Source organism: Flavobacterium bernardetii (assembly GCF_011305415.1).
Lineage (GTDB): Bacteria > Bacteroidota > Bacteroidia > Flavobacteriales > Flavobacteriaceae > Flavobacterium > Flavobacterium bernardetii.
The window spans coordinates 193,293-219,247 of sequence record NZ_JAANOQ010000007.1 but is presented as its reverse complement, the minus strand read 5'-3'; the positions used below and the strand labels follow the sequence as shown (position 1 = coordinate 219,247).

The following is a 25,955-nucleotide window of genomic DNA, read 5'->3' as shown; positions in this document are numbered from 1 at the left end:
AACATGAGTCCAATATAAAAATCTTACTATTGTTTTTTATCTAAAATTTTCATTTTTGCCACGAATTGACGAATTTAAAAATGCCAACATTGTAAAATTTGTTTCATCTTCGATGATAATTCGAATTAAATCAAATCATAAACATTAAATATTCGATAATTCGTGGCGATACCAATTTAAAAATAATTTCATCTTGAAATATTTACTTTATCTTTGCTTTAAATGTGCAACCGATGGAATTGAATCCGCTTTACGAAACCATAATTACCGATTTATTAGAAAACCAATACGCGGTTTGTGATGCTTTTTTTTCAGAAGAAGCCGTGCAAATTATGCGTGCCGAATTAGAACATAAATTCGAAACGTCCGAGTTTAAAAAATCGGCAATTGGTCAAAATTCGGATGAAATTATTAAGGATGAAATTCGTGGTGATTATATTTTTTGGTTGAATGAAGAAGATAAAAACGAAGCTTCGGAAACGTTTTTCAATCAAATAAATGATTTTGTGGCTTACATTAATGCGACATGTTATTTAGGAATTTCCAACAAAGAATTCCATTATGCGATTTATCCTGAAGGCACTTTTTACAAACGTCATTTAGATGTTTTTAAAAACGATACGAGAAGAAAATTATCTATTGTGTGTTATTTAAACGATGAAAACTGGCAACCCGAATTTGGTGGCGAATTAGTCATTTACAAACCCGAAGAAGAAATTAAAATTTACCCGTTAAAAGGCAGAGTTGTCATTTTTGAAAGTCAGATTTTAGAACATGAAGTCAAACCTGTACAAAGAAAAAGATTTAGTATTACCGGTTGGTTGAAAACGAGTTAGGGTTTTATTTTAGATGCAACGCAAAGTTCCCTGACTTTGAGTTACAAATAATATCATTTTTTAAAAATTGCTCAAAGTCGGGAGACTTTGCGCAGCGTGGGTTTTTTTATACTTGATTTGTCATACTGAACTTGTTTCAGCATCTTTTTTATTTGAAGCAAACATCTAGTATTTCAGTTCACTTTTTGTCCCGCTATCCGCTATATCTTTTTAAAACTATTACCTTCGAGAGCCTCAGGCAACAATTTTAAAAAGGATGCCGCTACTATCGAGGCTAGTATACAAAATCCAATTTGTATAAGAAATTGTTGGAGTTTTACCAATGGATGTAAAATGTTATGAAACATATTAACATTAATAAAATTGATAAAAAGTATTTATTGTACCATGTCAACCAAATTGCTAATAGAATTAAAGGAAATCCTTCAATATAATATTCACTTATGTTGGTTCTTACTATTATTGCAAAAATAAAATTATGGGTGATTAAAATTCTTGCAATCCATTTAATTATTTCTGTTCTATTTTTCATTACTTCTTAAACCCTTCCAAAGCCTTCTTCGTAAAATCACTCAAAACTAATTTTCCTGAAATTTCAGCGCGTTCGTATAATAAAGTGCTCCAATGTGCTGTGTTTTGCCACAATACTTGTTTCATTTCTGATAAAGCTTCTGGGTTGTAACTCGCTAATTGTGTAGCAAATTTTTCTAATTCAGCATCTAATTCTTCTGGTTGTAGTAATTTGGCAAATAAACCTTTTTCAAATGCCCAAGTTGCCGGTTTCCATTCGTTTCCGGCTAAAGTTAATTCGCTCATAGCAGTTTGTCCAATTTTTCGGCTAACGGCTGGTTCAATTACAAAAGGTCCAATTCCGATGGTTAATTCCGATAGTTTCACATCAGCTTTTGTTGTCGCTAAAGCATAATCGCAACCAGCCACAATTCCAACGCCACCACCAACGGCTTTTCCTTGAACTTTCCCCACAATTAATTTAGAACAGTTTCGCATCGCATTAATCACATTGGCAAAACCAGAGAAAAATTGTTTTCCATCTGTTAAGTTGTCAATTTGTAATAATTCGTCAAAGGAAGCGCCAGCACAAAAGGTATTTCCTTCGCTTTGTAAAACAATAATCGTAGCGTTTTCATTCTTATCTAAATCCTGAATGGTTTCCACTAATTGCTGTAATTGCGTACTCGGGAACGAATTTCCAGCAGGATGAAAAAAGGTGATATAACCAATATTATTTTTTACTTCTTGTTTTACGAAAGCTGTCATGTTTTTAAAATTTTACCGCAGCTTCTCAGACTTTAATTAATTATCTGTGAAGCTGCGGTTGTTTTTATTTTGTGAATTAGATTATCTTTTTAAACTAAAGTGCGATTTAAATTCTTTTTGAACACCGTCTTCTTTATATTCAATTCTGAACCAATAATCAGTTGAAGGAACCATTTCGCCATTAATTTTTCCATCCCAGCCTTCACCATAAGCATCAATTTGTTTTAGTAATTTTCCGTAACGGTCAAAAATGTAAATTCTCGCTTCAAATTCGGGAGTTAATCCTTTTATACCCCAAGTATCGTGGTACGAATCGCCATTTGGTGTGAAATAATTTGGATACGAAATAGTTGTAATTGCTTTAGAATTCGCATCACCACATCCATTAATATCTCTAACATAAATAGTATAAATATCATTTTCTAAATTGGTAAATACAGGACTAGTTTGCCAATTAACTTGGTCTAAACTGTATTCGTAAGTACCAAATCCACCAATAACTACCGCTTGAATAGTTGATAAACCACTAGCGAAAACTTCGGATAACAATTGTGCTTCGACTGCTTGTGGAGCAGATGAAATTAAAATTTCTGTTTCATCTTCTCTAGAACAAGTTGTTACTGTGTTTGTAACTACAACTTTATAAATTCCACTTGTAGAAGCAATAAAAGTCGCATTTTCTTGTCCAGCTGTTGTGTTTGGATTTGTAGGTGTCCAAGTATACGTATAGTTTCCTGCAGTAGTTGGAGTGGCGTCAATTGAATAACTTCCAGCTCCAGTTCCAGGTTGTACGCATAATACTTCTAATGCTGGAATATTAAAATCGGGTAAAGGATTTACTTTTAAGTCTACGTATTGCCCTAAACCAACACAATCATTATTTATATTACTATCAATTCTAACCCAAATTTGTTGAAGATTTGGGACGATATTTCTGTATCCATTTGGGTTAGTTGTGTCAATTGGACTATTTTCCGCCAAAGCATCAGCCTGAGATTCATAATACGTAACAATTAAATTTGCGCTACTTGAAAATTGAGCTAAGATTCCATTCACAGGATCATTCGTTGCTAAATTTAAGTCAAAGTAGTCAATTCCATCATTATCAGGATCGGTTTGACTAATATAATCGTCACATTCTTCCAATACAATTTTTTGAAAAGTTGCAGGAATTTGAGTAGCAGAAACCACTAAGTTAACTTGTGCGGTTCTAATACATCCGTTTAAGTTTTCGATACGAACCCAAACTACACCATTATTTGGAGAAGTATATATTGTTTCATTTGTAATTCGATTTAAGTCACCTTGAGCATCGATTTGTGTCAAATAATACTTAAAAGTTAAATTACTTTGACTTGACAATAAAATATCCGCTTGTGTTAAATTAAAGTCAGAAATTAAATCAGTGTTATCATCACATTGTTTTAAAGTAACTGGATTGTTTATAATTGGTAATGGTGTTACAACCGCATTAAAACTAGTAGTATTGAAACAGTTTGTAAGGGTATTGAACAATCTCACATAAATTATTCTATCTGGTCCAGTGTAAGAAGTAATTGGATTTAATCCTGTAATTGCATCGCTTTGAAATAAATAATAAGTTACAGTTACATTCGTTTGATTGTCTAAAACTTCTATTGTTTTAGTAGCTAAATTAAATGTGGTTTGTCCGTTAGTATCATTTCCGTCAATTGCATCATCACATACTTTTAAATCAGTAATTGGTACTAAAGTTGGAATGTCATAATTAGTTACATCAACTGTTGCTGATAAAGCTGGGCAAACACCACTAGCTGGAATAGTATAAGTATATAAGCCACTTACATCAACAGCAGGATTAAACATGCCAGTTCCACTAGCTAATGTTGGCGACCAAACTCCACCTGTAGTAACACCAGTTCCTAATAAAGGAAACAGATCAAATGAAGCTGCATTTTTACATGTGTTTTTTGTAGTACTTGTACCAACGTTGTTAGCTTGTTGAATTGTAACATCAACTTTTACACTAATACTTGTTAAAGCAGTATTACATGTTTTTGTAAACGAATAAGTGTATTCTCCAGGAATATTAACTGCAGGATCAAAAAGATCTCCTACTATTGGAGGCGCTCCGACAACAGGAACTGTCCATGTTCCGCCAGGACCAGGATTTCCTATAATGGCATCAAATATGTTAGTTGTAATTGAGGAACAAACTGTTACCGGTGTATCTTGTGGTGCACTTCCAAATCCTGAATAATAACCAGCATAACCAGCTGCTCCACTAGATCCAAATACTCCTACGGCTAATGGTCCTGTTGAAACCACATTTACGTTACCAGAATATCCAGAAATTCTATACGTTACCCAATCTGTATTTCCTAATACGGTTTGTGCTTGTGTAGTACTAATTGGGGTTCCATTGATAGTAATAGTTGCATTAGAATAGGTTAATATCATTAAATCAGCCGTGTATGTACTTCCTCCAATTTGATCAATTGCAGGTAAATAAACTGATTCTTGGAAAAAACAACTTAGCGGTGGGATAAAGTTCAATCCAGATGTTGGACTAGAAGATGATCCACCAATTAACTGATACGCAAAAACTGGTTTTGAAGATTTTACAAAGATATTTCTATTTGTTGCTCCTTGATATTCTGAATTAGGAACTAAATAATAATCACCTGCATTTAATGTGGCTGCAGCTACTGGATTACCATTTACAAAAATTTGTGTATTAGGTTCGTTGGCAATTATTAGTGGTGATTCCATTTCTGGTAATCCATTTCCTTCAATAAATATATATTCTGTTCCAATTTGACCAGAAGAAACAATTTGGTCTAATGTAAAGTCTGAACCATTATCTGTAACTCCACCTGTAGCATTTCCAGTACTAACTGCAACGTCTTTTGTAGCTGTTAAAGAAGCACCAATAAAACCAGTCCAGTTGTTGAAATTATCTGCATAACCACTAAATACAATTGATTGACCTGCATTTAAAACAAATGTTTGGGTGTCATCTGTAATGAAGCCAGCTCCAGAAACAAATTCTACATTCGTATCATAATCTGATAAAGTAATAGTTGTATTGTTTTCAGTAGCCATAACACTTGAGACAAAATTTCTAATAGAAACTTCTCCGCCTTGTGGTGTACTCCCTAATCTGAAATCCGTACCAATTCCAGGTCGGCCTTTAGAAATTAAAGTTTCAGCATGATTTTGGTGTCTCATTCTAAAACTCACATAAAAATCTTTTGGACCTTCTAAAATTAATCCTTTGTCGCTATTAACAATATTTACATCACTAATGTCTAAAAACATACTAGAAGGTTGTCCATTTCCAACAGTTATCACTACAGGAGTAGCTTGAGATAGAGTGAAAGGGGAACCCGTAATTGGAGTTCCGTCACCAGTAGTTACTGTTACTTGAAATGGGGTAATCTCTGCTGTTGAGATATAGATATAATGATCTTGAATGGCAGTTTCATCTCTTGAATGCAATGGTGGTAACCAGTGTTTGCTGCTTAATTGGGCTTGACTTATGAAAAAAGTAAAAAATGATAGAAATAGTAGGTAGTTTTTCATTATTGGGTTTATTTTCAACAAATTTATTCTATTTATATTTAATTCAAATTAAATTCAAACAAAAAGGCACCAAAAGGCACCTTTTTTTAACATATTTTTAAGGATGTTATAGATTTTCCTGAAAAGTTTGTGTAGTATTTGAATCTGCACCTCTAACATTTATTGCTTTTCCTGTAGCATCAATTACAAAAGCTACAAAACTTATATTATTAGCATTAGATACATTTGAAGGAACAGGAATTGAAAAATTCTTTGTTATTATAGCTCCATTATTTGTTCCTGTTAAAGCTTCACCATTCACTAAATCTGTTAAAGAAGTTCTTAAAACATGATTATGTGTAAAAGAAGGAATTGGGTTTTGTGCCCCAAAATAACCAGTTGCATTAACTTGATCGTAAACTAATCCATTTTCTAAAATATAAACAACTAGTTTTAAATTTGATAAATCTGCTGCAAACTTTATATTTACATCAAGGTTTATATTTCCTCCAGCAACAGTAGAATTTAAAGCAATACCTAAATCTGAGTTTAGTTTTATTTGGTTTTTAATTTCTGTAGTTGAAATTTCATTATCCCAAAGTGTTTTTCTGTTTAACATTGCTGTTGGATAACCAGATAAACCAATAGTTAGTTCTAAAGGTGCAGCTGGAAAATTATAAGGATCAACTGAAGATCCAGAAGTTCTGTGAATTGAAACTGGAAAAGCATCTAAATGTTCCTCTTCAACTTGATTAAGTCCATGCAGAACTCTTGGACAATATTGACACCAAGTTCCTGTGTAGTCTTCAATTAAAACATTTTTTAAAAATTTACCAACAATAGGTTGTTCCACAATTGTTGAATTTTCAGATTTATCTTCCCAGTCATCTGAGATACAGGATAGGTTTAATAAACCTAATAGTGATGCGGTGATTAGTAGTGCTTTTTTCATATGGTTGTGTTTTTCAGTAGTTTGGGGTAAAAATTATGTTACAAACATAAAAAAAAATTTTTTATAATGATAGAAATATCTTTTATTTGCTTCAAATAACACAAACTAACCATGAAAAAATTTATTTTAACTGTAATGCTATCTGTTTCAGCATTAGGATTTTCGCAAAAAAAACTACCAAGTTTATCGCTTAAAAATTTAGAAGGAACTACTGTTTCTACCACTCAAGATTATAACGAAAAAGACAAAATTTATGTATTTTGTTTCTGGGCAACTTGGTGTGCACCATGTATTCAAGAGTTGGATGCTATTAGTGAAGTATATGAAGATTGGAAATCGCAAGTGAATGTAGAAGTCATTGCTGTTTCAATTGACGATGCCAGAACTAATAAAAGGGTAAAACCATTAGTAAATGGTAAAGGTTGGGATTATTCAGTTCTTTTAGATATCAATCAAGATTTTAAAAGAAGTTTAGGTATTTCTAATCCACCATATACTGCAGTAGTAAAAAATGGTGAAATTGTTTTTGCTCAAAACGGACATACTCCAGGTAGTGAAAGTCAATTATTAGAACAATTAAAAGCATTGAAATAATGAATAAAATATTAACCTACGCATTTTTATTCTCATCTATATTTGCATTTTCCCAAGAAGCAGATTCTACCAAAACAAAATTTAAAGTTTCTGGAAGTTATGAAGGAAACGGACAATGGTATACCAATGATAAAAACAGAGGTATTCAACACGATTCAGTGCCATTGCGTTCAAATAATTACTTAAACCTTAATTTTAATTACGGAAAACTTACCTTTGGAACACAAATAGAGGCTTATTTTAACGAAGCTTTACTAAATTTTAATCCTAGATTTGTAGGAACAGATTTAAAGAATTACAACTCAAAAATGTCACTTTCTGATGCGGCTAAGGAGTTTTACCATTCAAATGTAGGTACATTTTACGCCAATTATAAAAGCAAAAAATTAGACGTTACTTTAGGTCATTATTATGTGCAGTTCGGAAGCGGAATGGCATTAAGAACTTGGGAAGACAGAGCTTTAGGTATTAACAATGCTTTAAGAGGTGGTAAAATTGTTTATACTCCAATTGATGATATTACTTTAACAGCTTTGTATGGTAGAGCTAGAACTGGTTTTCGCGTAGCCAAAGGTGATGTTTATGGTTTTAATACAGACATTAACATAGGGAATCTAATTCAGCTTAAAGCTTTTGATTTTAAATATGGTTTTAGTGCTGTGGCAAGACACGAAAGTTTACCTGAAGAGATTAACAACTTTGAATCAACTACTAGTTTATTTTCTAACCGATTTGAATTCGGATTAAAAAATTATTACTTAAATACAGAATACGTTTTTAAAACACGTGATGCTATTATCAAACAAAATGCACTTGATACTAATTTTGCTAAAGAAGGTAGTGCTTTGTTAGTAAACTTTGGATATTCTAAAAAAGGATTTGGGTTTGATGCGAATTTAAGACGCGTTGAAAACATGCAATTATTAGCAGAAAGAAGTCCAGATACATATCCAACACTTTCAAGTACAAGTGTGAATTATAATGATAAAATATTAAACTTCGTACCAAGTTTAACCAAACAACATCATTCCAATTTAGCCAACATTTATGTGTACCAAGCGCAATATCAAGTTGTAATGGACGAATCTACAAATGTGAATAAATTTGGTGAAATTGGCGGACAATTTGATATTTTCTACGACATCAAAAAAGGTACGGCACTTGGAGGAAAATATGGTACAAAAATAAATTTAAATGTATCTTCTTGGTTCAATTTGAAAGCAAAATACAGATATATAAATAATGCTGGAGAAGCTATTCCAAATTATCAAACGGAGTTATTTCAAGCTACCGATAAATATTTTTCTGATTATAATATTGAAATTACTAAAAAGGTATCTAGTACTTTTAAAACGTCTTTCACATACATCAATCAATACTTTAATAACAAACAAATTCAAGGTATTTTCAAAGAGTATGTAGTAAATTCTCATACTGTTTTTTCAGAATCAACGTACCAAATATCAGGTTCAAAATCAATTACTTTTGGTTTAGAACACATGTGGGCTGATAATGATAGAAATAACTGGGCTGGTGGAAACATTGAATACAACCACAATGAAAACTGGTCTGTTTTTGCAATGGATATGTTTAATTATGGGTTTGATGAAAAAACACATCCAATAAGTGAAAATGATTTATTTGATATTCATTTCTACAACTTCGGAACAGCATATAAAAAAGGAAGTACTCGTATCGCTTTAAATTATGGTCGCCAACGTGGTGGTTTAGTTTGTGCAGGTGGAGTTTGCCGATTTGTTCCGCCTAGTACTGGTTTAGGAATTCAAATTTCAACATCTTTTTAAAAAAATAAATACACTATTTTAAATCCTGATTAGTTTTCTAATCGGGATTTTTTATTTTAGAAAAAGGCTCTTAATTGAACCGTTCCGGTATGAATGGTTTTACTAGTTTCCGATTTTCGTCCGTTATAATTTATTGAAACATCTAAAAATTGCGTGATGTTTTTCTGAAATAAAAATTGCCAAGTCGTGTTTTTTCCGTTTTGTAAACCTTCCAATAATTGAAAACCAACTGGTGAAGAAGCACTTCCAGTAAAATCATTATTGATGTAAGTGAAAATTCCATTCATTGAAAATCCTTTTTCAGTATTCCAATTGAAAGACGTTCCAAACTGATTTTGTTTCAGACTTTCTAAATTACCCAGCGTATTTTCTTTCGTACTGTTTTCGTAAAAAATATCCCAACTCGCATTTTTTGAGAAAATATAAGACACTTTTGGTGCAATTTCTAAACCATCAATATTGAAATTTCGACTCGCATAACTATCAGAAATACTTTCGGAATTGGAAGTAATGGTTTGTAGTTGAAACAACCAAAACTTTTTCAGCAAATGAGCATATTGCACTTGATGACTTTTGATGTAATTTTCCTGACTACCGAAATTCAACAGGTTTTTCAACGAACTAGAATTGTACGTATATGTCACCGAATTTTTCTGTTTTCCTTTATGGAAGTATAAACTGTTTCTAAAATTATTGTTCAAACCAATTAAATCTTCTTCACTTTTAGAAAACGGATTCCATTCGAAAGAATTAGAATTACGAGCCACTTTTTTATCAATAATTAAAGAAGTTTGATTGTAAAAATTCGATAAAACTTTCTTAAATCCACTTTCGTTTTGCCAGGCATTTCCGTTAAATGTCAGGGTTTGACTCAATTTATTCTGATAGGTTCGAATAAAGGTCTGATTCGGTAAAAATACTTTCACATATTTGGCTAAATCGGGAAACGTTGCAATTTCAAATTCCTGCAATTCCTGAACGCTATTGTTGTTATAATCGTTCCACATATAAACGCCTCGTCCTGGATCTACTTCTAAATAAGTAAACTCTTGTTGCGCAATACTTCCCGAATTATTTTCGTAAAAAGTGGTGGTTTGAACCAACTGATTAAAAAACGAATCTGAATAACTTAATCTCGAATTTATAGAAGGTTCTGTAGCATGACCATCAGCAAATTTCAACGTTCTATAATTGATAAAAATCCCTAAATTTCTCCTGTCATTCTTAATCAATTGCGATTTCAAATAAGTAGAAAATGACGCATTTACTCGTTTTAAAATATTGTTTTGCAAACTATCATTTTGTCGGGCTAAATAACCAATTTCGGTAAAAACTGCTGTAGAATCACCACGACCAATGAAATTTCCGAATTCGGTAAAGCGCTGACTAAAATTACTTAACGTTTGTGTTTGAGTTAACAATTCTTTACTGTTTTCACTTCTAAAACTTCCACCAATATAGTTTTTCTTAAAATGATATTTTGCTACATTGTGAGTTCTGAAAAAGTCGGATTTGCTAATATCACTTTGACTATTCATCAAACTAGTTTGGGTTTGAAAAACTACCGATTTGTTCTTCGCAACAGCTTGAAAAACATGTTTATTTCCAGAAAAATTGATAGAATAATCTAACTTTTCAAATTGATATTTCCCGAAAGTTTGCCATTTTACAGAATCTTTTTGAACCGAATTAAATTGAAATCCACCAATAATTAAAACCTGATTTCCTAGCGGATTAGTAATGTTCCAATCACGGTTAAATTCAATATTATATAAACGCTCAATAGGTTTGAAATTTTCTTGAATGTAATTGATATTCGCAAAAGACTGTACATTAATTCCTTTAGAAAACAACTGTTGTTTGATATTTAATTTAGATGCAATTCCTTGATTATTAGCATCGTCTAAATCAGAAAATAAATTTTGATCGTTGTTTGAAATGGCAATTTCCGTATCAATTTCTGTTTTTTCGGATGGAGCATATTTACTAACAATCGTAGCAATTTGAATTTTTGTTGGCGCAATTAATTTCACAATGGGTTCATAATTTCCTTGCGGAATTCCCGCAATTGGTGCTACATATTCGTAAATTCTACCAATCGTGTTGTTGCTCGCCAAAACGTAATTTCCTAAATTATTTCCTAAGAAAGAAAACTTAACTTGATAAAGAGTTTGAGTTTGGTCTGTTGAAAATTCAAATATTTCGGTCGGACCAATAAGTGTTTTTTTGTACAAAATTTTATTTTCCGAATACGAATCTTCATAAGCAGAAGGCGCGGTCATTAAGGTTGTATCATCACCAGCATTTTGTAAAATCTGCACTTGTTCTTCCGACAAAGTTTGTTGTAAAGGCTGATTTTTCACATCATTTTCCGAATATACATAAGCACCAATGCTAAATTTTTCACCTTCGTGATTGAAACCACCATAACTTAAAAAACGTGTAAAATTTCTATCCGAATATTGATATTCCATTACAATTCGCATTTCGGAAGTAATGGGAAAAGTCGCATTGAAAATAATTTCACCTGCATTATAATCGATAATATAGTCTTTGTTTTCGCCACGTTCTTTCAAAATTCCATTCACATAAACACGTTCCGAACCAGAAATAATTAATACATATAATTCACCACTATTTCCGCGTAATTTATATGGACCTTGATTGCCTTCTTGACCAGTAAAATTACTTTTAGCATATTGTCCTCGAACCAAGGAAGCTGCAAAAAATAAATCGTTTTTAGTTGTGTTTCCCCAATTAATATGCGTTGATAATCCTTGGACTTTTTTATTAAAGTTTAAAAAAGAGGTTTTTCTGTTTTCTAAAAATAAATCGCCCGCACGAACGTTCCAGTTTTTAGAAGAAAGTTCAATAAATATTTGGTCAAATTCATCCAATTTTTGAGAATAACCGCCTTCTTGCAAAGGAATATTACTGTCTTGAATGGAGGCTTTTAAAGTAACATTATCGGATATTTTTCCAGAAATTTGTAAATCTAAATTCGAATTTAAAACCGTATTTTGATTGTTTCCAACGGTAATTCCACGAGAAATACTTCCGTTAGTTTGTAAGCCATCAAAAGCAGAAATCGGTTTTTTATTGTTTTCTGAGAAAGTCAATAATCGCCCATTTTCATTGGGAACAATTTTTTTCTCGTCGTAAATGGTGTAGGTTTTGGTTAGGAAATTTGGTAATTGATAATAGGCTATTTTTACAGAATCTTGAAATTCTTTTTTAAAAATTAGTTTTTTGGTTTGATAATTGAAGGAATAAAAAGAAGTGTCAATTTCTTGATTATCAAAGTTGAATATTTTAAATGAATTCGGATTTAACGCTAAAGTATCAATTTGAATTTCTTGATTTGTATACGCTAGTTTTTTAGTTTTGTAAGCGTTGTTTTTCTCTTGACCAAAGCCAACAGAAAAACCACATAAAAATAAAAAAAGAAATAGCTGTTTAAACATACGGTAAAAGTACTGATATTTGTATAAACGAGAAAATTTTGGTTTTTGTATGCAATTCTATTTCGTAAATTTCGTTATAGATATAAATGTTTCAAAACCAACTCGTAACATTTTGCACAAAAAACACACAAATTATTAAAACAGAATAACGATGAAAAAACAACTTACCATTTTATTTTTATTTCTTTCAGTAGTTACTTTTGCTCAAGAAGCAACTGCGAGTTTAGCGCGTATTGATAGTCTTTTAAATCATTTGAATGAACATGATAAGTTTATGGGTTCGCTTTGTATTATGCAAGGCGATGAAGTAGTTTTTAAACAAGCTTATGGTTATTCTGAAGCTACAAAAGGTATTAGAGCCAATGGTGGGACAAAATATAAAATAGGTTCTATCACCAAAACGTTTACGGCGGCAATGATTATGCAATTAGTAGACGAAAAAAAGATTTTGTTAACCACTAAATTAAGTAAATTTTTTCCAAAAATTGAAAACGCCGATAAAATTACTATCGAACAATTATTGTACCAACGAACTGGAATTAGAGATTATACCACAGCTGATGCGACGTTAACGGATGTTTTGGGTAAACCAAATATGAAAGAGTTAATTTTTAAGAAAATTGAAAATTATCCTTCTACGTTCGAACCAAATTCTAAGCATGAAAACAGTAATTCTAATTATTATGTTTTAGGGTTAATTATTGAAAAAGCAACTAAAAAATCGTATGCTGAAAATTTAAAAATCAGAATCACCGACAAGTTAGGTTTAAAGAATACGTATTATACTAGCGAAAAAAAGGATGTTACGAAAAGAGAAAGTTATTCGTACACTTTTAATGGTGAATATTGGGATCAAATTGATGAAAGAAATAATGACTTAGACTTTTCATCTGGTGGAATTATTTCTACACCAGAAGATTTAACTCAATTTATTCGTGCCTTATTTAAAGGAAATTTAGTGAGTCCAGCTTCATTTGAATTGATGAAAACATTGAAAGAAACCTACGGAATGGCTTTAATTCGTTTTCCTTTTGGGGAAAGAAAATTCTTCGGTCATAATGGAAGAATTGAAGGTTTTGAAGCTACAATGGGTTATTATCAGCAAGATGACATGACGATTTCATTCATTTCAAACGGCGTAAATTATAGTCAAAATGATATTATGCTTGGTATTTTGAGTATTTACTACAAATCACCTTATCGTTTTCCAGTTTTTGAAACTTTAAATCCGGAGAAAATTAAAGATTATGTTGGTACTTATGCTTCTACAGATATTACTTTAAAAGTTAAAATTTTTGAAAAGAATGGCGAGTTATACGCACAAGCAACTGGGCAACCAGAATTCCCACTGACTTACGCAAGTGAAGATCTTTTTTATTTTCAAGCTGGTGGTATTGAAATGGATTTCTCAAAAGAGGGTTTTGTTTTAAAACAAGGTCAGAAAAAATTTAATTTCACTAAAGAATAGAAATCTTTATCTTAGCCGAATAATTATTTAAAAACTCTTTCAAAGTTTTGAATTTTGACAGAGTTGACTAAAAAGTATCTATGAAATATTACATAATAGCTGGTGAAGCTTCTGGCGATTTACACGGTTCCAACTTAATGAAAGCTATTTTAGTGAAAGATCCAACTGCCGAAATTCGTTTTTGGGGTGGTGATTTAATGCAAAATGTAGGCGGAACTTTAGTGAAACATTATCGCGATTTAGCTTTTATGGGTTTTGCCGAAGTGATTATGAATTTGCGAACCATTTTAGGTAATATTTCTGTTTGTAAAAAAGACATTCTTCAGTTTCAACCAGATACTTTAATTTACATAGATTATCCCGGATTTAATATGCGAATTGCGAAATGGGCTAAGAAATTAGGCATTCAAAATCAATATTATATTTCACCACAAATTTGGGCTTGGAAGGAAAATCGTATTAAAGAAATCAAGCGTGATGTAGATAAAATGTATGTGATTTTGCCTTTCGAAAAAGATTTTTATGAGAAAAAGCATAATTTTCCAGTTGAATTTGTGGGTCATCCTTTAATTGATGCGATTTCTAACAGAGAAAAAACTACGTTTGAAAAATTCACAGCTGAAAATAAGTTGTCGCAAAAACCAATCATCGCTTTATTGCCAGGAAGTAGAAAACAAGAAATTGAAAAAATGCTTTCGATTATGCTTTCTGTTGTTGATAAATTTTCAGAATATCAATTCGTAATTGCTGGTGCTCCAAGTCAGGATTATGAGTTTTATAAGCAATTTTTAACTACGGAAAACGTAAATTTCGTAAGTAATAAAACCTACGATTTATTAAGTGTTTCTCATGCGGCTTTAGTCACTTCAGGAACGGCGACTTTAGAAACCGCTTTGTTCAAAGTGCCACAAATAGTATGTTATAAAGCCAATCGAATTTCGTATGAAATAGCCAAACGTATTATTACTTTGAAATTTATTTCTTTGGTGAATTTGATTATGGACAAAGAAGTCGTGAAAGAATTAATTCAAAAAGAACTCAATACGAAAAACTTAGAAGTGGAATTGAATAAGATTATTTCTGGAAATCAAAGAGAAGAAATTTTATCTCAATATACTATTTTAGAACAAAAATTAGGCGGAAAAGGAGCCAGTTCAAAAACGGCCAATTTGATAATTAATACCATTAAAAAGAACTAAATGAAAAATATTGTATTTTTAATTATTCTTCTGTTTTATATTGCTTCTTTTTCGCAGCAAAATCCAACAGTCAAAAAGAAAGAAAATGCTTCACCTACACTTAAAATTCCTGTAGCAAATCTTAATAAAGGTGTTTTTATAATGACAAAAAAGGCTTGTCCAAGATGCGAAGAATCGATTTCCTATTTTAAAAAGAATAAGATTGTTTTTAATGAATTAAAATATGATAGTGCTGATGATAGAGCTAAAATTTGGAATTTAATTAAAGAAGATAAAAGTCTACCTAAAAGCATTACGTTTCCAATAATTGTTATCAATGGAAAAGTATCACATAGTCATGAAGACTTACCTAAGTTTTTAAAAACTATAAAATAAATTTGTAAATTCGCAGCCATTAAAACATTGAAAACTTGAAAAATTCTATTTATATATTCTTACTAACTATTTTTTTATATAGTTGTAAATCAACACAAAGGCCAACTATTATTACTTCAAAAAATGATGCAGTAAAAATTGGTGCTTATAGTTACACAGAAAAAAAAGGTTTAGATAAACCTGTAAAACCCAACAAAAAAGAATTAAGAGCACTTGAGAAAGCTAAAAAAATTGCTTTTAATGATAGTGTAGAAAAATCGAAAATCAAAGTGGTTGTTGAAGAAGAAACACCACAAGATTTTACCCCAACATTCGAAGTTTCGGATTATATAAAACACCAAATTTTAAATGTAGCCGCGGAAAATTTAGGCTCGCCATACCGTGGTGGAGGTTCTAGTCCAGCTGGTTTTGATTGTTCTGGATTCGTAAATTATACCTTGAGTCAGTTTGATATTGAGTTACCAAGGAGTTCACATGAAATGGCAAGAAGTGGAAAACGCATTTTGAAAAGTGAAGCCAAAGCCGGCGATTTAATTTTCTTTAATACGAGTGGAGGCGGAGTGAGTCATGTTGGAATTGTTACTGAAAACTCAGATGGAATTATAAAATTCATACATTCATCTACAAGTAGCGGTGTAATTTATTCTTCAACAGCAGAAAATTATTATGCAAGAACTTTTGTAGGTGTAAACAGGATTCTTGAATAAAATCATATGAATTTTATTAAGTTTCCAATTGTTCCAGTACTTTCTGGTTTTGTTATTGGAGTTTTAACGCAGAATTTCTTTAATTTAACTATTAATTCTATTCTTATTGGAATAATTTTTAGTGCGATTGGTTTTGGAATTTCTTACTTTTTGAACGCTAAAAAGAAATTTCAAAGTCATTTTTTTGAGAGTTTCGTTCTGATTTTAAGTCTTACTTTCGGGATGTTTTCAACGTATTTACATCGAGAAATTAATTCGTCAACTCATTTTTTAAATTTCCTTTCAGAGAAAAATATTGTTCAGGGAATTGTTTCAGAAAAATTAAAATCAACGGTTTATTACGATAAATTTATACTGAAAACCACTTCTATAAATGAGCAAAATTGTAGTGGAAAATTCATTTTTTATGTTCCGAAAAAGGCTAAGAAAGTTGTTGAGGTTGGAAATAAAATCAAGTTTTTTGAAACTCCGAAATTACTTCAAAATTCATTTAATCCACATCAATTTGATTATTCTAAATATTTACAAAATCAGAATGTTTTTCATGAAGTAAAACTAAAAGAAACGGATAAGTTGGAAGTTTCTGCGAATGCTAATTTTTATCATTATATCAATGTAATTAAGTCGAAATTATTAAAAAGTTATCCAATTGATAGTTTCAAATCAGACAATTATAATTTATTAATGGCGTTGCTTTTTGGTGAAAAAACGGAGTTATCAAAAGAATTGAGTAACAGTTATACACAAGCCGGAATTATACATATTTTGGCTATTTCTGGTTTACATATTGCGTTAATTTACGGAATTGTACTTTGGTTAACCAAACCTTTACAACGCTTGAAAAAAGGAAAAGTGTACATCTTTTTAATTTCATTATCGGTGTTGTGGTTTTACGCTGTTTTAGCTGGATTTTCTGCTTCAATAGTTCGTGCAGCGGTGTTGTTTTCCATTATTGCTTTTGCAAAAATCTTAAACCGACAATCTAATATTTACAATTCATTAGCGTTATCCGCGATGTTTTTATTGTTATATAATCCAAATTATCTGTTTGATGTTGGATTTCAATTGAGTTTCGCAGCCGTTTTAAGCATTGTTGTTTTTCAACCTTTTGTTCGAAAATACAGTTATTCGAAATATTATATTGTACGAGAAACCAAGTCGTTATTATTGATTTCATTAGTGGCGCAAATTGGCGTGTTGCCCTTGACCTTGTATTATTTCGGACAATTTCCGTTGTTGTTTTTGGTGGCGAATTTAATTGCGATTCCGCTGTCAAGTATAATTTTAGTTGTAGGATTGGTTTTAATTCCGTTCAATTTTTTACTTCCTAAAGTTGCTGTTTATTTGAGTCTTTTCGTAAATATGTTAATTGATTGGATGAATAATTTTACAGCTTGGATTGTTCAATTCGAAACTTTTATAATTAAGAATATCGCTTTTCACGAAGTGTTAGTCGTACTTTTATATGTAATAATCGGCTGTTTAATTTATTTTGTTTACCATCCGAAAGTTAAGAATTTGAGTCCAATTTTAGTTGCTGTTTTACTATTTCAAATGGGTTATTTCTTTTTGAATTCTAATGAAAAAGGTAATGATGAATTTGTGGTTTTTAATGTGATGAAACACAATCTTTTCGTGGAAACTAAAAATAATTCTGCTGTTTTTTATACCGATGATATAATCAATTCTAAACAAACTATTGAATCGTACACACGAGGTAAATTCGTAAAAAACTATCGTGTTGAACCTGTAAAAAATGTATTTGCTTTCAAGAAAAAGATACTTTGTATTGACAGTTTGGGTGTTTATAATTCGATGCAAAAACCAGAAGTTGTGGTGTTGACGCAATCTCCAAAAATTAATTTAAAGCGATTAATTGCGACTATAAGACCCAAGGAAATTATTGCAGATGGTTCCAATTATAAAAGTTATGTAAAACTCTGGAAGGTAACTTGTGAGCAAGAAAAAATCCCTTTTCATGCCACAGCCGAAAAGGGATTTTATAGATTGAATTAATCTTTATTTTTTTGGTAAAAATGTATTAGCATTTGCAATCCAAGTTGTTGCTGATTTATCATATCCTAATGAACCTAAACCAGTTAAATTCACTTGGTTATCTTCCCCTTTTATTGGATTAACAAACCAAACAGTAGGATAACCTTGAATGCCAAAAGTTTGAGCTAATTGTTGGTTTTGCATTTTTAAATTTTGATCTTGTGGTGTTCTTCTTGGGAAATCTAATTCTACTAAAATTACATTTTGCATTGCCCAATTTGCAAATTCAGTAGTTTTTAAAACATCTTTTTGTAATTTTGTACACCAACCACACCAGTCAGAACCTGTGAAAAACAATAGCAAAGGTTTATTTTCTTTTAAGGAAGCTTCCGTTGCTTTTGACATATCAGTATACCAATTTAATTCTTGAGCTTGAGCTATAAATCCGCTAATTAAAAACGCGAATACTAAGATTATTTTTTTCATTTGATATTATCTTAAATTTATTTTACAAATATATACAAATTGTATGTTTAAACACAAGTTACTTAACATCTTGCATTAATTTTTTAACTAATGGCGAAATAACAATTAAAACGATTCCTGCAACTAAAGCATAAATTGCCAATTGATAATAGCCATCAGTATAGGATTGTAATTTTGTTACCAAAGTTGTTCCTTCATTGGATTGAGAAATAGCAGCTCCTAATTTCCCTGCCGCTAATTGCCCAAAAGCACTTGCTAAAAACCATAATCCCATCATCATTCCAAATAATCTTTTTGGAGAAAGTTTTGTGATAATAGACATTCCAATTGGTCCTAAACATAATTCTCCAATTGTTGTTATAAAGTAAGCAAACGTAAAGACATTTAATGAAGTTATTCCTTCAGCGTTTGCGAAAAACTTGGTGTAGTAAAAAATATAGAAAGATGCAGAAAGAAATAAAAATCCAATTCCAAATTTAATTAATGTATTTGGTTCTAATTTCATTTTGGCAAGCCATAACCATAATAATCCTATTAGTGGGCTTAAAATAATTACAAACAATGTGTTAGAGCTATTGTTAACAGCATTTGGATCAATTGTAAAGCCTAATAAATTGTTAGTTAAATTGTCTTTCGCAAATAATGATAAGGATCCGCCGCTTTGTTCATATATCGCGTTAAACAATAAATAGAAAAAAATGAATGCAAATGCTGCAATTAATTTTTTCTGTAAGCTAACATTTCCAAGTTTAACTAATTCATAAATGAAATATAGAAGTGCAATTATTCCAATAGTATACATGAAATAATCAGTATAATCAGTATTAATCACCATGGTGTAAATGAATGGAATACTAATTAAAGAACCAACATAAACGGCAATTTCTCTAACTCTTCTTTTAGATTCTGGCATTTCTAACAAAGGAGAATCTCCAATCGGACCTAAATGTTTTTTAGTAAATAAGAAGGTTAATAAACCAAAAATCATAACAATTGCTGCGGCAAGAAAGCACAATTGCCAAGAATAGAATTTCCCTAAATAAATACATAATATACCACCTAAAAAGCCACCAATATTTATTCCGGCATAAAACATTCCGAATCCTGCATCACGTCGTGGATCTTTTTCATCGTATAATTCACCAACCATTGATGAAATATTTGGTTTAAAAAAACCAGTCCCAATAATTGAAAAAGCAATACCATAGTAAAACATATCTTGAGGAGAAAAGGCAATTAATAAATTCCCTAGAATCATAACAATTCCACCAAAAAATAAGGACTTTTTAAAGCCTAAAACTTTATCCGCAAAAATACCACCGATAAATGTAAAAGCATAAACAAATGCTTGAATAGCACCGTATTGTAAGTTCGCAGCATCATCTTTTAGGAGTAATTGATCTACCATAAAAAACGTAAGTACACCGCGCATTCCATAAAAGCAAAAACGTTCCCACATTTCTACTGTAAACAAATACCACAATTGTTTTGGGTATTTGCCTTTAAAGTTTTGTATTTCTTCTATCGTATACATACTAGTTGATTCCATGATCTTTCATTACTTTGTTTAAGTTTTTTACTAGAGCAAACATTAGTACCGTTGCAAACATCAATAATCCGAAGTTTACCCAAAAGAAATTCGCTTTATCATCATAAGTGTCCCACATACTTGCTAAAACACCTGATAATTTATTTCCGATAGAGGTCGATAAAAACCAACCACCCATCATTAAAGCTGTAATGTTTTTTGGAGATAATTTGGATACAATGGATAATCCCATCGGACTCAGGAATAGTTCTCCAATTGTGATAATTCCGTAATTGGCGACTAACCACCAAACCGATACTTTTTCTGTTCCGTTATTTCCAATATGAACAGCAGCTACCATAACCAAAACAGATAATGCTGAGATTAATAAACCAAAAGCAATTTTAGTTGGAGTAGAAGGTTCTTTTTTTCTACTTCTTAAGAAAGTGAAAAAGGCTACAATTAATGGCGTCAAAATAATTACCCAACCAGGATTGATAGATTGACTTAAATTGGTTGCCCAAATACTAACTTTACTTCCTTCTTGTGGTATTGTTTCTTTAGATGAATTTCTGAAATAAACTGGATAATCCACTACTTTTTTAACTTCACCGTTTTCTTTTTGAAGTCGGAAACTTGAATCGTATAATTCTGTTGAATCTTTTTTGTATTCTACTTCTTTGGATAATTTCAAACTATTGAAAACGGCTTTTGTAGTTCCGCTGATTTCTCTATCTGTATATCTATCAGCCCAAGTGGTTAATGCCGAACCGTTCAGTTTAAAAACAGCCCAAAATAAAATTACTACTGCAAAAATTGATAATAAAGCACCGATAGGTCTTTTTTCTTCGGCTTTAGCCTTGAAATATAAACTTCCGTAAAAATAGACTACAGGAATACAAGCAAAAATAAACGCATCCGTACTGTCTGAACCGAAAATAGCGCAATCTGTATTAATGTCAGAAGCCACACCTTTAATTAACCATCCAATAACTCCAAATATTACTGATGGTACTAAAATGTACATTACAATTTTAGAAAATGGCATATCACCTTCTTGAATTCCTTTTTTCTCTGTTTTGTTTCCGTAATGTTTCGTACCTAATAAAAAGACAATAACACCAATGAACATTCCTAAACCAGCTGCCATAAAAGCATATTGCCAGCCTAATAAAATTTGTAGTGCTGCTCCGAAGAAGTTACAAATGAAAGCACCAACGTTAATTCCCATATAGAAAATGTTGTACCCTTCATCTTTCTTAGCTAAATATTTTTCTTCGTTATAGAAGTTACCTAATAAAGTTGAGATGTTTGGTTTAAAGAATCCGTTACCTACAATTACTAATGTCATAGCAACATACAGCATAGGTAAACTATGAATTCCCATCATAAAATATCCGACTCCCATCATGATTCCTCCAAGTACAATAGATTTTTTATAGCCTAAATATCTATCAGCTACTAAACCACCGATAAAAGGCGTAAGAAATACTAAAGCAATGAAAGTTCCGTATAAATCGGACGCTTCTTTTTCCGTCATAGCGAATCCAGCTTCAACATCTTTAAGATATAAGGTAAAAATTCCAATCATTAAGTAATAACCGAAACGTTCCCACATTTCAGATAAAAACAAGTAAGGCAATGCTTTAGGATGCGATTTCCACATAATAGGTGTGTTTTAAAATTAAAAAAAGCCCCGACGTAATCGGGGCTTGAAAGATATAAAAAATATTTTGAAATAGAATTAGTTAATTCCGTGCATCATTTTTTTCAATTTTGGTGTTAATGCGAATAAGATTGCAGCTGCAATTCCACATAAAACTACGAATACCATGAAGAATTCAAATAAATTATGAATTTCAAAACCAGCAAAAACTGGATTAGTTGGACTAATTTGATTGGTATCTAAAAGCGCTAATTGATCTGCAGTTGGTACAATTTTTTTATCTAAAACAGCTTGTAAATCGATACCTAATTCTTTTGCTTTATTGAATTTGTCTCCAGTTGCAGGCATAATAGAACCTAAAGTTCCTGCTAACGCATATCCAGCTGCATTCGATAAGAAGAAAACTCCGTACAATAAAGAAGAAAAACGTTTTGGTGATAATTTACCAACTAATGATAAACCAATTGGTGATAAACATAATTCGGCACAAGTTTGGATTAAGTACAGTAAGATTAACCATTTAATAGCTAATAAACCATTATTTCCAAGATCTTTTACGTTGTGAGCGATAATAAAATAAGAAACTGCAATTAAAAGTAAACCGATAGCTTGTTTGAAAGGAGAAATTGGTTCTCTGTTATTGGCTCTTAATTTATCCCATAACATACTGAATGGTACTGCAAACATTACAACGAATAATCCATTGAAGATTTGTACCATAGATGGTGGCATGTTCCAACCAAAGAAATTTCTATCTGTTTGATTATCTGCGATAAAAGTTAAAGAAGAACCTGCTTGTTCAAAAGCTGCCCAGAAAAAGATAACGAAAAAGGCAACAATATAAATTACTAAAATTCTATCTCTTTCTATTTTAGTTAATGAAGTATCTGAGATAATTAATCCTGCTAAAGATAATCCACTTGCATAAATTACGGCATAAATAATATTCTGACCGAATGCATAATGGAATAAGAATCCTAAACCTACAAAAGCAACAACAGCACCAATTAAGGCATTTTTAGAGAACACTGCTTTTTGAGATTCTCCTTCTTCAAAGTCTGAAGCGTCATTTTTAGATGGTAAACCTCCAATTGGTCTTCCTTCAGGAGTAACTACATATTTATTTTTTAAATAAAAGAAAACCATTGTTCCAATAACCATAGCAATTGCTGCGGCTAAGAATCCCCATTTGAAAGCATAAATATCTCTAATTCCTCCAGCATCTTTAACATCTCCAACAATTGGACAAATTAACTGACCTAAGAATGCACCTAAGTTAATTCCCATATAGAAAATAGTAAATGCGGTGTCTAATTTGTTTTTTTCTTGTTTAGGATATAAACTTCCTACCATAGAAGAAATATTTGGTTTAAAGAAACCATTACCAAAAATGATAATCCCTAAAGCAACCCAAAGTAAAATTTTTGCTAAATCTAAATTAGAAGTAAAAACAGTTGCACTAATAAACAATAAAAATTGTCCAGCAGCCATCATCAAACCTCCAAGCATGATGCAATTTCTATTTCCTAAGAATCTATCTGCTACAAATCCACCTAACATAGGTGTTAAATAACATAAACCTAAAAATCCACCGTAAACTAAAGAGGCATCAGCTTCTTTCATCATTAATGAATTTACCATAAATAAGGTTAAGATGGCTCTCATTCCGTAGAAATTGAAACGTTCCCACATTTCAGTTCCAAATAATACCCAAAGCCCTTTTGGATGTCCTTGATTTGTTGTTTCTTTCATAGTATAGTAATTTATTTGTATTAAGTTAGTTTATGATTTATAGTTTTTCTAAAATAAAATTAGTCATTTTTGTGTACAATTGTAAACGGGTTTTTCCACCGTAAATTCCGTGATTTTTGTCAGGGTAAATGGCCCAATCAAATTGTTTGTTGGCTTGTACTAAAGCTTCTACCATTTTCATAGTATTTTGTACGTGCACATTATCATCAGCCGTTCCGTGAATTAATAAAAAGTTTCCTTTTAATTTATTTACGTGTGTAATTGGCGAATTGTTATCGTAACCGCTTGCGTTTTCTTGTGGGGTTTGCATGTATCTTTCTGTGTAAACACTGTCATAATATCTCCAAGAAGTTACGGGTGCAACTGCAATAGCTGTTTTGAAAGTATCAGCTCCTTGAAAAATACAGTTTGAAGCCATAAAACCTCCAAATGACCATCCGAAAATTCCAATTCTTGATTTGTCAACATAAGTGTATTTTCCAAAAACTTTAGCCGCATCAATTTGATCTTCGACTTCGTATTTTCCTAATTCTTTTTGCGTACATTTTTTAAATTCGGCACCTTTAAAACCAGTTCCTCTTCCGTCCACACAAGCTACAATGTAGCCTTTTTGTGCTAACATCATAAACCAATAATCGTCAGTTGCGTTCCAAGCGTTATCTACTTGTTGTGAACCTGGACCAGAATATTGGAACATAAATACTGGGTATTTTTTTGTCGCGTCAAAATCTTTTGGTTTAATCATCCAAGTATTTAAAACGTGACCTTTTTCTGTAGTGATTGTTGAGAATTCTTTTGGAGCAACATTGTATTTGGCTAGTTTTTCTTCAACAGCTTCGTTAGATTGAATTTTCTTTAATTCTTTTGAAGTTTTAGAATCGTTTAAAGAATAATAGGGTGCTGAAGTAGCGCTAGAATGTGTATTGATAAAATATTGGAAGTTTGGGCTAAAAGTAGCGTTGTTCGTTCCTGTTTTTAATGATAATCTTTTTTTAGATTTTCCGTCAATTGAAATAGAATAAATATCTCTGTTAATTGAACCGTTTTCTACTGATTGGTAATAAATCGTTTTGTTTTTTTCGTCGAAACCATAATATGAAGTTACTTCCCATTTTCCTTTCGTAACTTGGTTTTTCAACTTTCCAGATTTATCGTAGTGATAAATATGATTGAAACCGTCTTTCTCTGATGTCCAAATAAAACTGTTGTCTTTTAAGAACGTTAAGTTGTCTGTAACATCAATATATGCTTTGTCTTTTTCGTTTAAAACTACTTTTTTCGCTCCTGAATTTCCATCTACAAATAACAAATCTAAATTGTCTTGGTGGCGGTTTAAAACTTGTGCGCTTAAAACGTTAGCGTCATTTGTCCATTTTAATCGGGCAATGTAAAAATCGTTATAATTACTTAGATCAATTTTTTGAGTTTTTGAAGCGTTTACATCGTAAATATGTAAGGAAACGTCTGCATTTTTTTCACCAGCTTTTGGATATTTGAAAACCGATTGTGTAGGATATAAACCTGGATTGTATAAATCCATTGAAAATTCTGGAACGTTGGTTTCATCAAAACGAATGAAGCCTATTTTTGTACTGTTGGCATTCCAATCGAAAGCACGAACAAAAGCAAATTCTTCTTCGTAAACCCAGTCTGTAATACCATTAATTATGGCATTTTTCTTTCCGTCAGTAGTAATTTGAGTTTCTTTATTGGATACGAAATCAAAAACATATAAATTATTATCAAAAGCATAAGCTACTTTGTTTCCATCTGGTGAAAAAGTTGGTTCTTGAATGGCTTTTTCAGTAAATTTTGATAATTTTTTAGAAGCGATATCGTACACAAAATAAGTAGCGGTAAACGAATGTCTAAAAATTTGATTCGAATTGGTTGCGATTAAAATCTTTTTTTCCGCTTTATCGAACGTGTAACTATCTATAGATTCTAATTCTTTGTGGTTTTTTGTATCGATTAATGTCGAAACTTTATTTAGCGTTGCATAATCAAATAAATCAATTTGTGTAGTCTTCGTATTTCTGTCGAAATTTAGTACCGTATATTGATTGGTATTCTTCATGGCGTTCAATTCGTCCATGCCTTTTGTTCTGAAAGCGCCACCCCAAATTTCCTCTAAAGTTAGTTTTTGTTGCCCAACAACTGATACTGAAGTTGTTAATAAAAACAATAATAATTGTATAGATTTTTTCATATGATTGATTTGTAAAAAACCCCCAATTTTAGTGAAAATTTACGACATAGCCATAAAAAATAGTGACATTTTGAAATTTAACATTTTTTTTATATATT

At 31.4% G+C, this 25,955-nt stretch carries 17 protein-coding genes; 8 read left to right on the top strand and 9 right to left on the bottom strand.

Annotated features, from left to right (window positions below; translation table 11 throughout):
• Window positions 1-233 precede the first annotated feature (233 nt).
• Window positions 234-836, top strand: coding sequence for a 2OG-Fe(II) oxygenase (locus G6N05_RS13145; RefSeq protein ID WP_166130324.1), 603 nt, complete (start codon window positions 234-236; stop codon window positions 834-836).
• A 531-nt stretch (window positions 837-1,367) separates the two neighbouring features.
• On the opposite strand, the gene G6N05_RS13140 is transcribed toward G6N05_RS13145, so the two are convergent.
• From G6N05_RS13140 to G6N05_RS13130, 3 genes are all read right to left on the bottom strand, one after another.
• A complete protein-coding gene (locus G6N05_RS13140) occupies window positions 1,368-2,114 on the bottom strand; it encodes an enoyl-CoA hydratase/isomerase family protein (protein ID WP_166130321.1) in 747 nt (248 codons plus the stop codon).
• 81 nt (window positions 2,115-2,195) lie between these two features.
• Window positions 2,196-5,678, bottom strand: coding sequence for a T9SS type B sorting domain-containing protein (locus G6N05_RS13135; RefSeq protein ID WP_166130317.1), 3,483 nt, complete (start codon window positions 5,676-5,678; stop codon window positions 2,196-2,198).
• Window positions 5,679-5,784: 106 nt separating this feature from the next.
• Window positions 5,785-6,609, bottom strand: coding sequence for an Omp28-related outer membrane protein (locus G6N05_RS13130; RefSeq protein ID WP_166130314.1), 825 nt, complete (start codon window positions 6,607-6,609; stop codon window positions 5,785-5,787).
• A gap of 111 nt (window positions 6,610-6,720) precedes the next feature.
• Here G6N05_RS13130 and G6N05_RS13125 point away from each other — a divergent pair, with 111 nt between their 5' ends.
• The gene (locus tag G6N05_RS13125; RefSeq protein WP_166130311.1) at window positions 6,721-7,203 is read left to right on the top strand and encodes a TlpA family protein disulfide reductase; all 483 of its coding nucleotides are present in this window, start codon (window positions 6,721-6,723) and stop codon (window positions 7,201-7,203) included.
• Entirely contained in the window at window positions 7,203-9,008 is a 1,806-nt protein-coding gene (locus G6N05_RS13120; protein WP_166130308.1) for a DUF6029 family protein, read from the top strand. The genes G6N05_RS13125 and G6N05_RS13120 overlap by 1 nt, the downstream gene beginning before the upstream one ends.
• Window positions 9,009-9,064: 56 nt before the next feature.
• Here the strand turns inward: G6N05_RS13120 and G6N05_RS13115 are convergent, their stop codons facing one another.
• On the bottom strand, window positions 9,065-12,472 hold the full coding sequence (locus tag G6N05_RS13115) for a hypothetical protein (RefSeq protein WP_166130305.1): 3,408 nt from the start codon (window positions 12,470-12,472) through the stop codon (window positions 9,065-9,067).
• Between the two features lie 151 nt (window positions 12,473-12,623).
• On the opposite strand from G6N05_RS13115, the gene G6N05_RS13110 reads away from it, so the two are divergent.
• The 5 genes from G6N05_RS13110 to G6N05_RS13090 all read left to right on the top strand — a co-directional run bounded on the left by G6N05_RS13110 (window position 12,624) and on the right by G6N05_RS13090 (window position 18,237).
• Window positions 12,624-13,940, top strand: coding sequence for a serine hydrolase domain-containing protein (locus G6N05_RS13110; protein ID WP_166130301.1), 1,317 nt, complete (start codon window positions 12,624-12,626; stop codon window positions 13,938-13,940).
• 80 nt (window positions 13,941-14,020) lie between these two features.
• Window positions 14,021-15,139 carry a lipid-A-disaccharide synthase gene (lpxB, locus tag G6N05_RS13105; RefSeq protein WP_166130298.1) on the top strand — a complete coding sequence of 373 codons (1,119 nt, stop codon included), beginning with the start codon at window positions 14,021-14,023 and terminating at the stop codon, window positions 15,137-15,139.
• Window positions 15,140-15,514, top strand: coding sequence for a glutaredoxin domain-containing protein (locus tag G6N05_RS13100; RefSeq protein WP_166130295.1), 375 nt, complete (start codon window positions 15,140-15,142; stop codon window positions 15,512-15,514).
• Window positions 15,515-15,549: 35 nt separating this feature from the next.
• On the top strand, window positions 15,550-16,221 hold the full coding sequence (locus tag G6N05_RS13095) for a C40 family peptidase (protein WP_205729764.1): 672 nt from the start codon (window positions 15,550-15,552) through the stop codon (window positions 16,219-16,221).
• Between the two features lie 6 nt (window positions 16,222-16,227).
• Window positions 16,228-18,237 (top strand): ComEC/Rec2 family competence protein, encoded by a 2,010-nt coding sequence (locus tag G6N05_RS13090; protein ID WP_166130292.1) that lies wholly within the window; start codon window positions 16,228-16,230, stop codon window positions 18,235-18,237.
• Window positions 18,238-18,240: 3 nt separating this feature from the next.
• Here G6N05_RS13090 and G6N05_RS13085 read toward each other — a convergent pair whose 3' ends face one another.
• From G6N05_RS13085 to G6N05_RS13065, 5 genes are all read right to left on the bottom strand, one after another.
• Entirely contained in the window at window positions 18,241-18,702 is a 462-nt protein-coding gene (locus G6N05_RS13085; protein WP_166130289.1) for a thioredoxin family protein, read from the bottom strand.
• Window positions 18,703-18,760: 58 nt separating this feature from the next.
• Window positions 18,761-20,251 carry a peptide MFS transporter gene (locus G6N05_RS13080; protein ID WP_166130285.1) on the bottom strand — a complete coding sequence of 497 codons (1,491 nt, stop codon included), beginning with the start codon at window positions 20,249-20,251 and terminating at the stop codon, window positions 18,761-18,763.
• Window positions 20,238-21,896, bottom strand: coding sequence for a peptide MFS transporter (locus G6N05_RS13075; protein ID WP_166130282.1), 1,659 nt, complete (start codon window positions 21,894-21,896; stop codon window positions 20,238-20,240). Before G6N05_RS13075 ends, G6N05_RS13080 begins: the two co-directional genes overlap by 14 nt.
• Before the next feature lie 78 nt (window positions 21,897-21,974).
• The gene (locus G6N05_RS13070; RefSeq protein WP_166130278.1) at window positions 21,975-23,648 is read right to left on the bottom strand and encodes a peptide MFS transporter; all 1,674 of its coding nucleotides are present in this window, start codon (window positions 23,646-23,648) and stop codon (window positions 21,975-21,977) included.
• 37 nt (window positions 23,649-23,685) lie between these two features.
• Window positions 23,686-25,857 (bottom strand): S9 family peptidase, encoded by a 2,172-nt coding sequence (locus G6N05_RS13065; protein WP_166130274.1) that lies wholly within the window; start codon window positions 25,855-25,857, stop codon window positions 23,686-23,688.
• Window positions 25,858-25,955 lie beyond the last annotated feature (98 nt).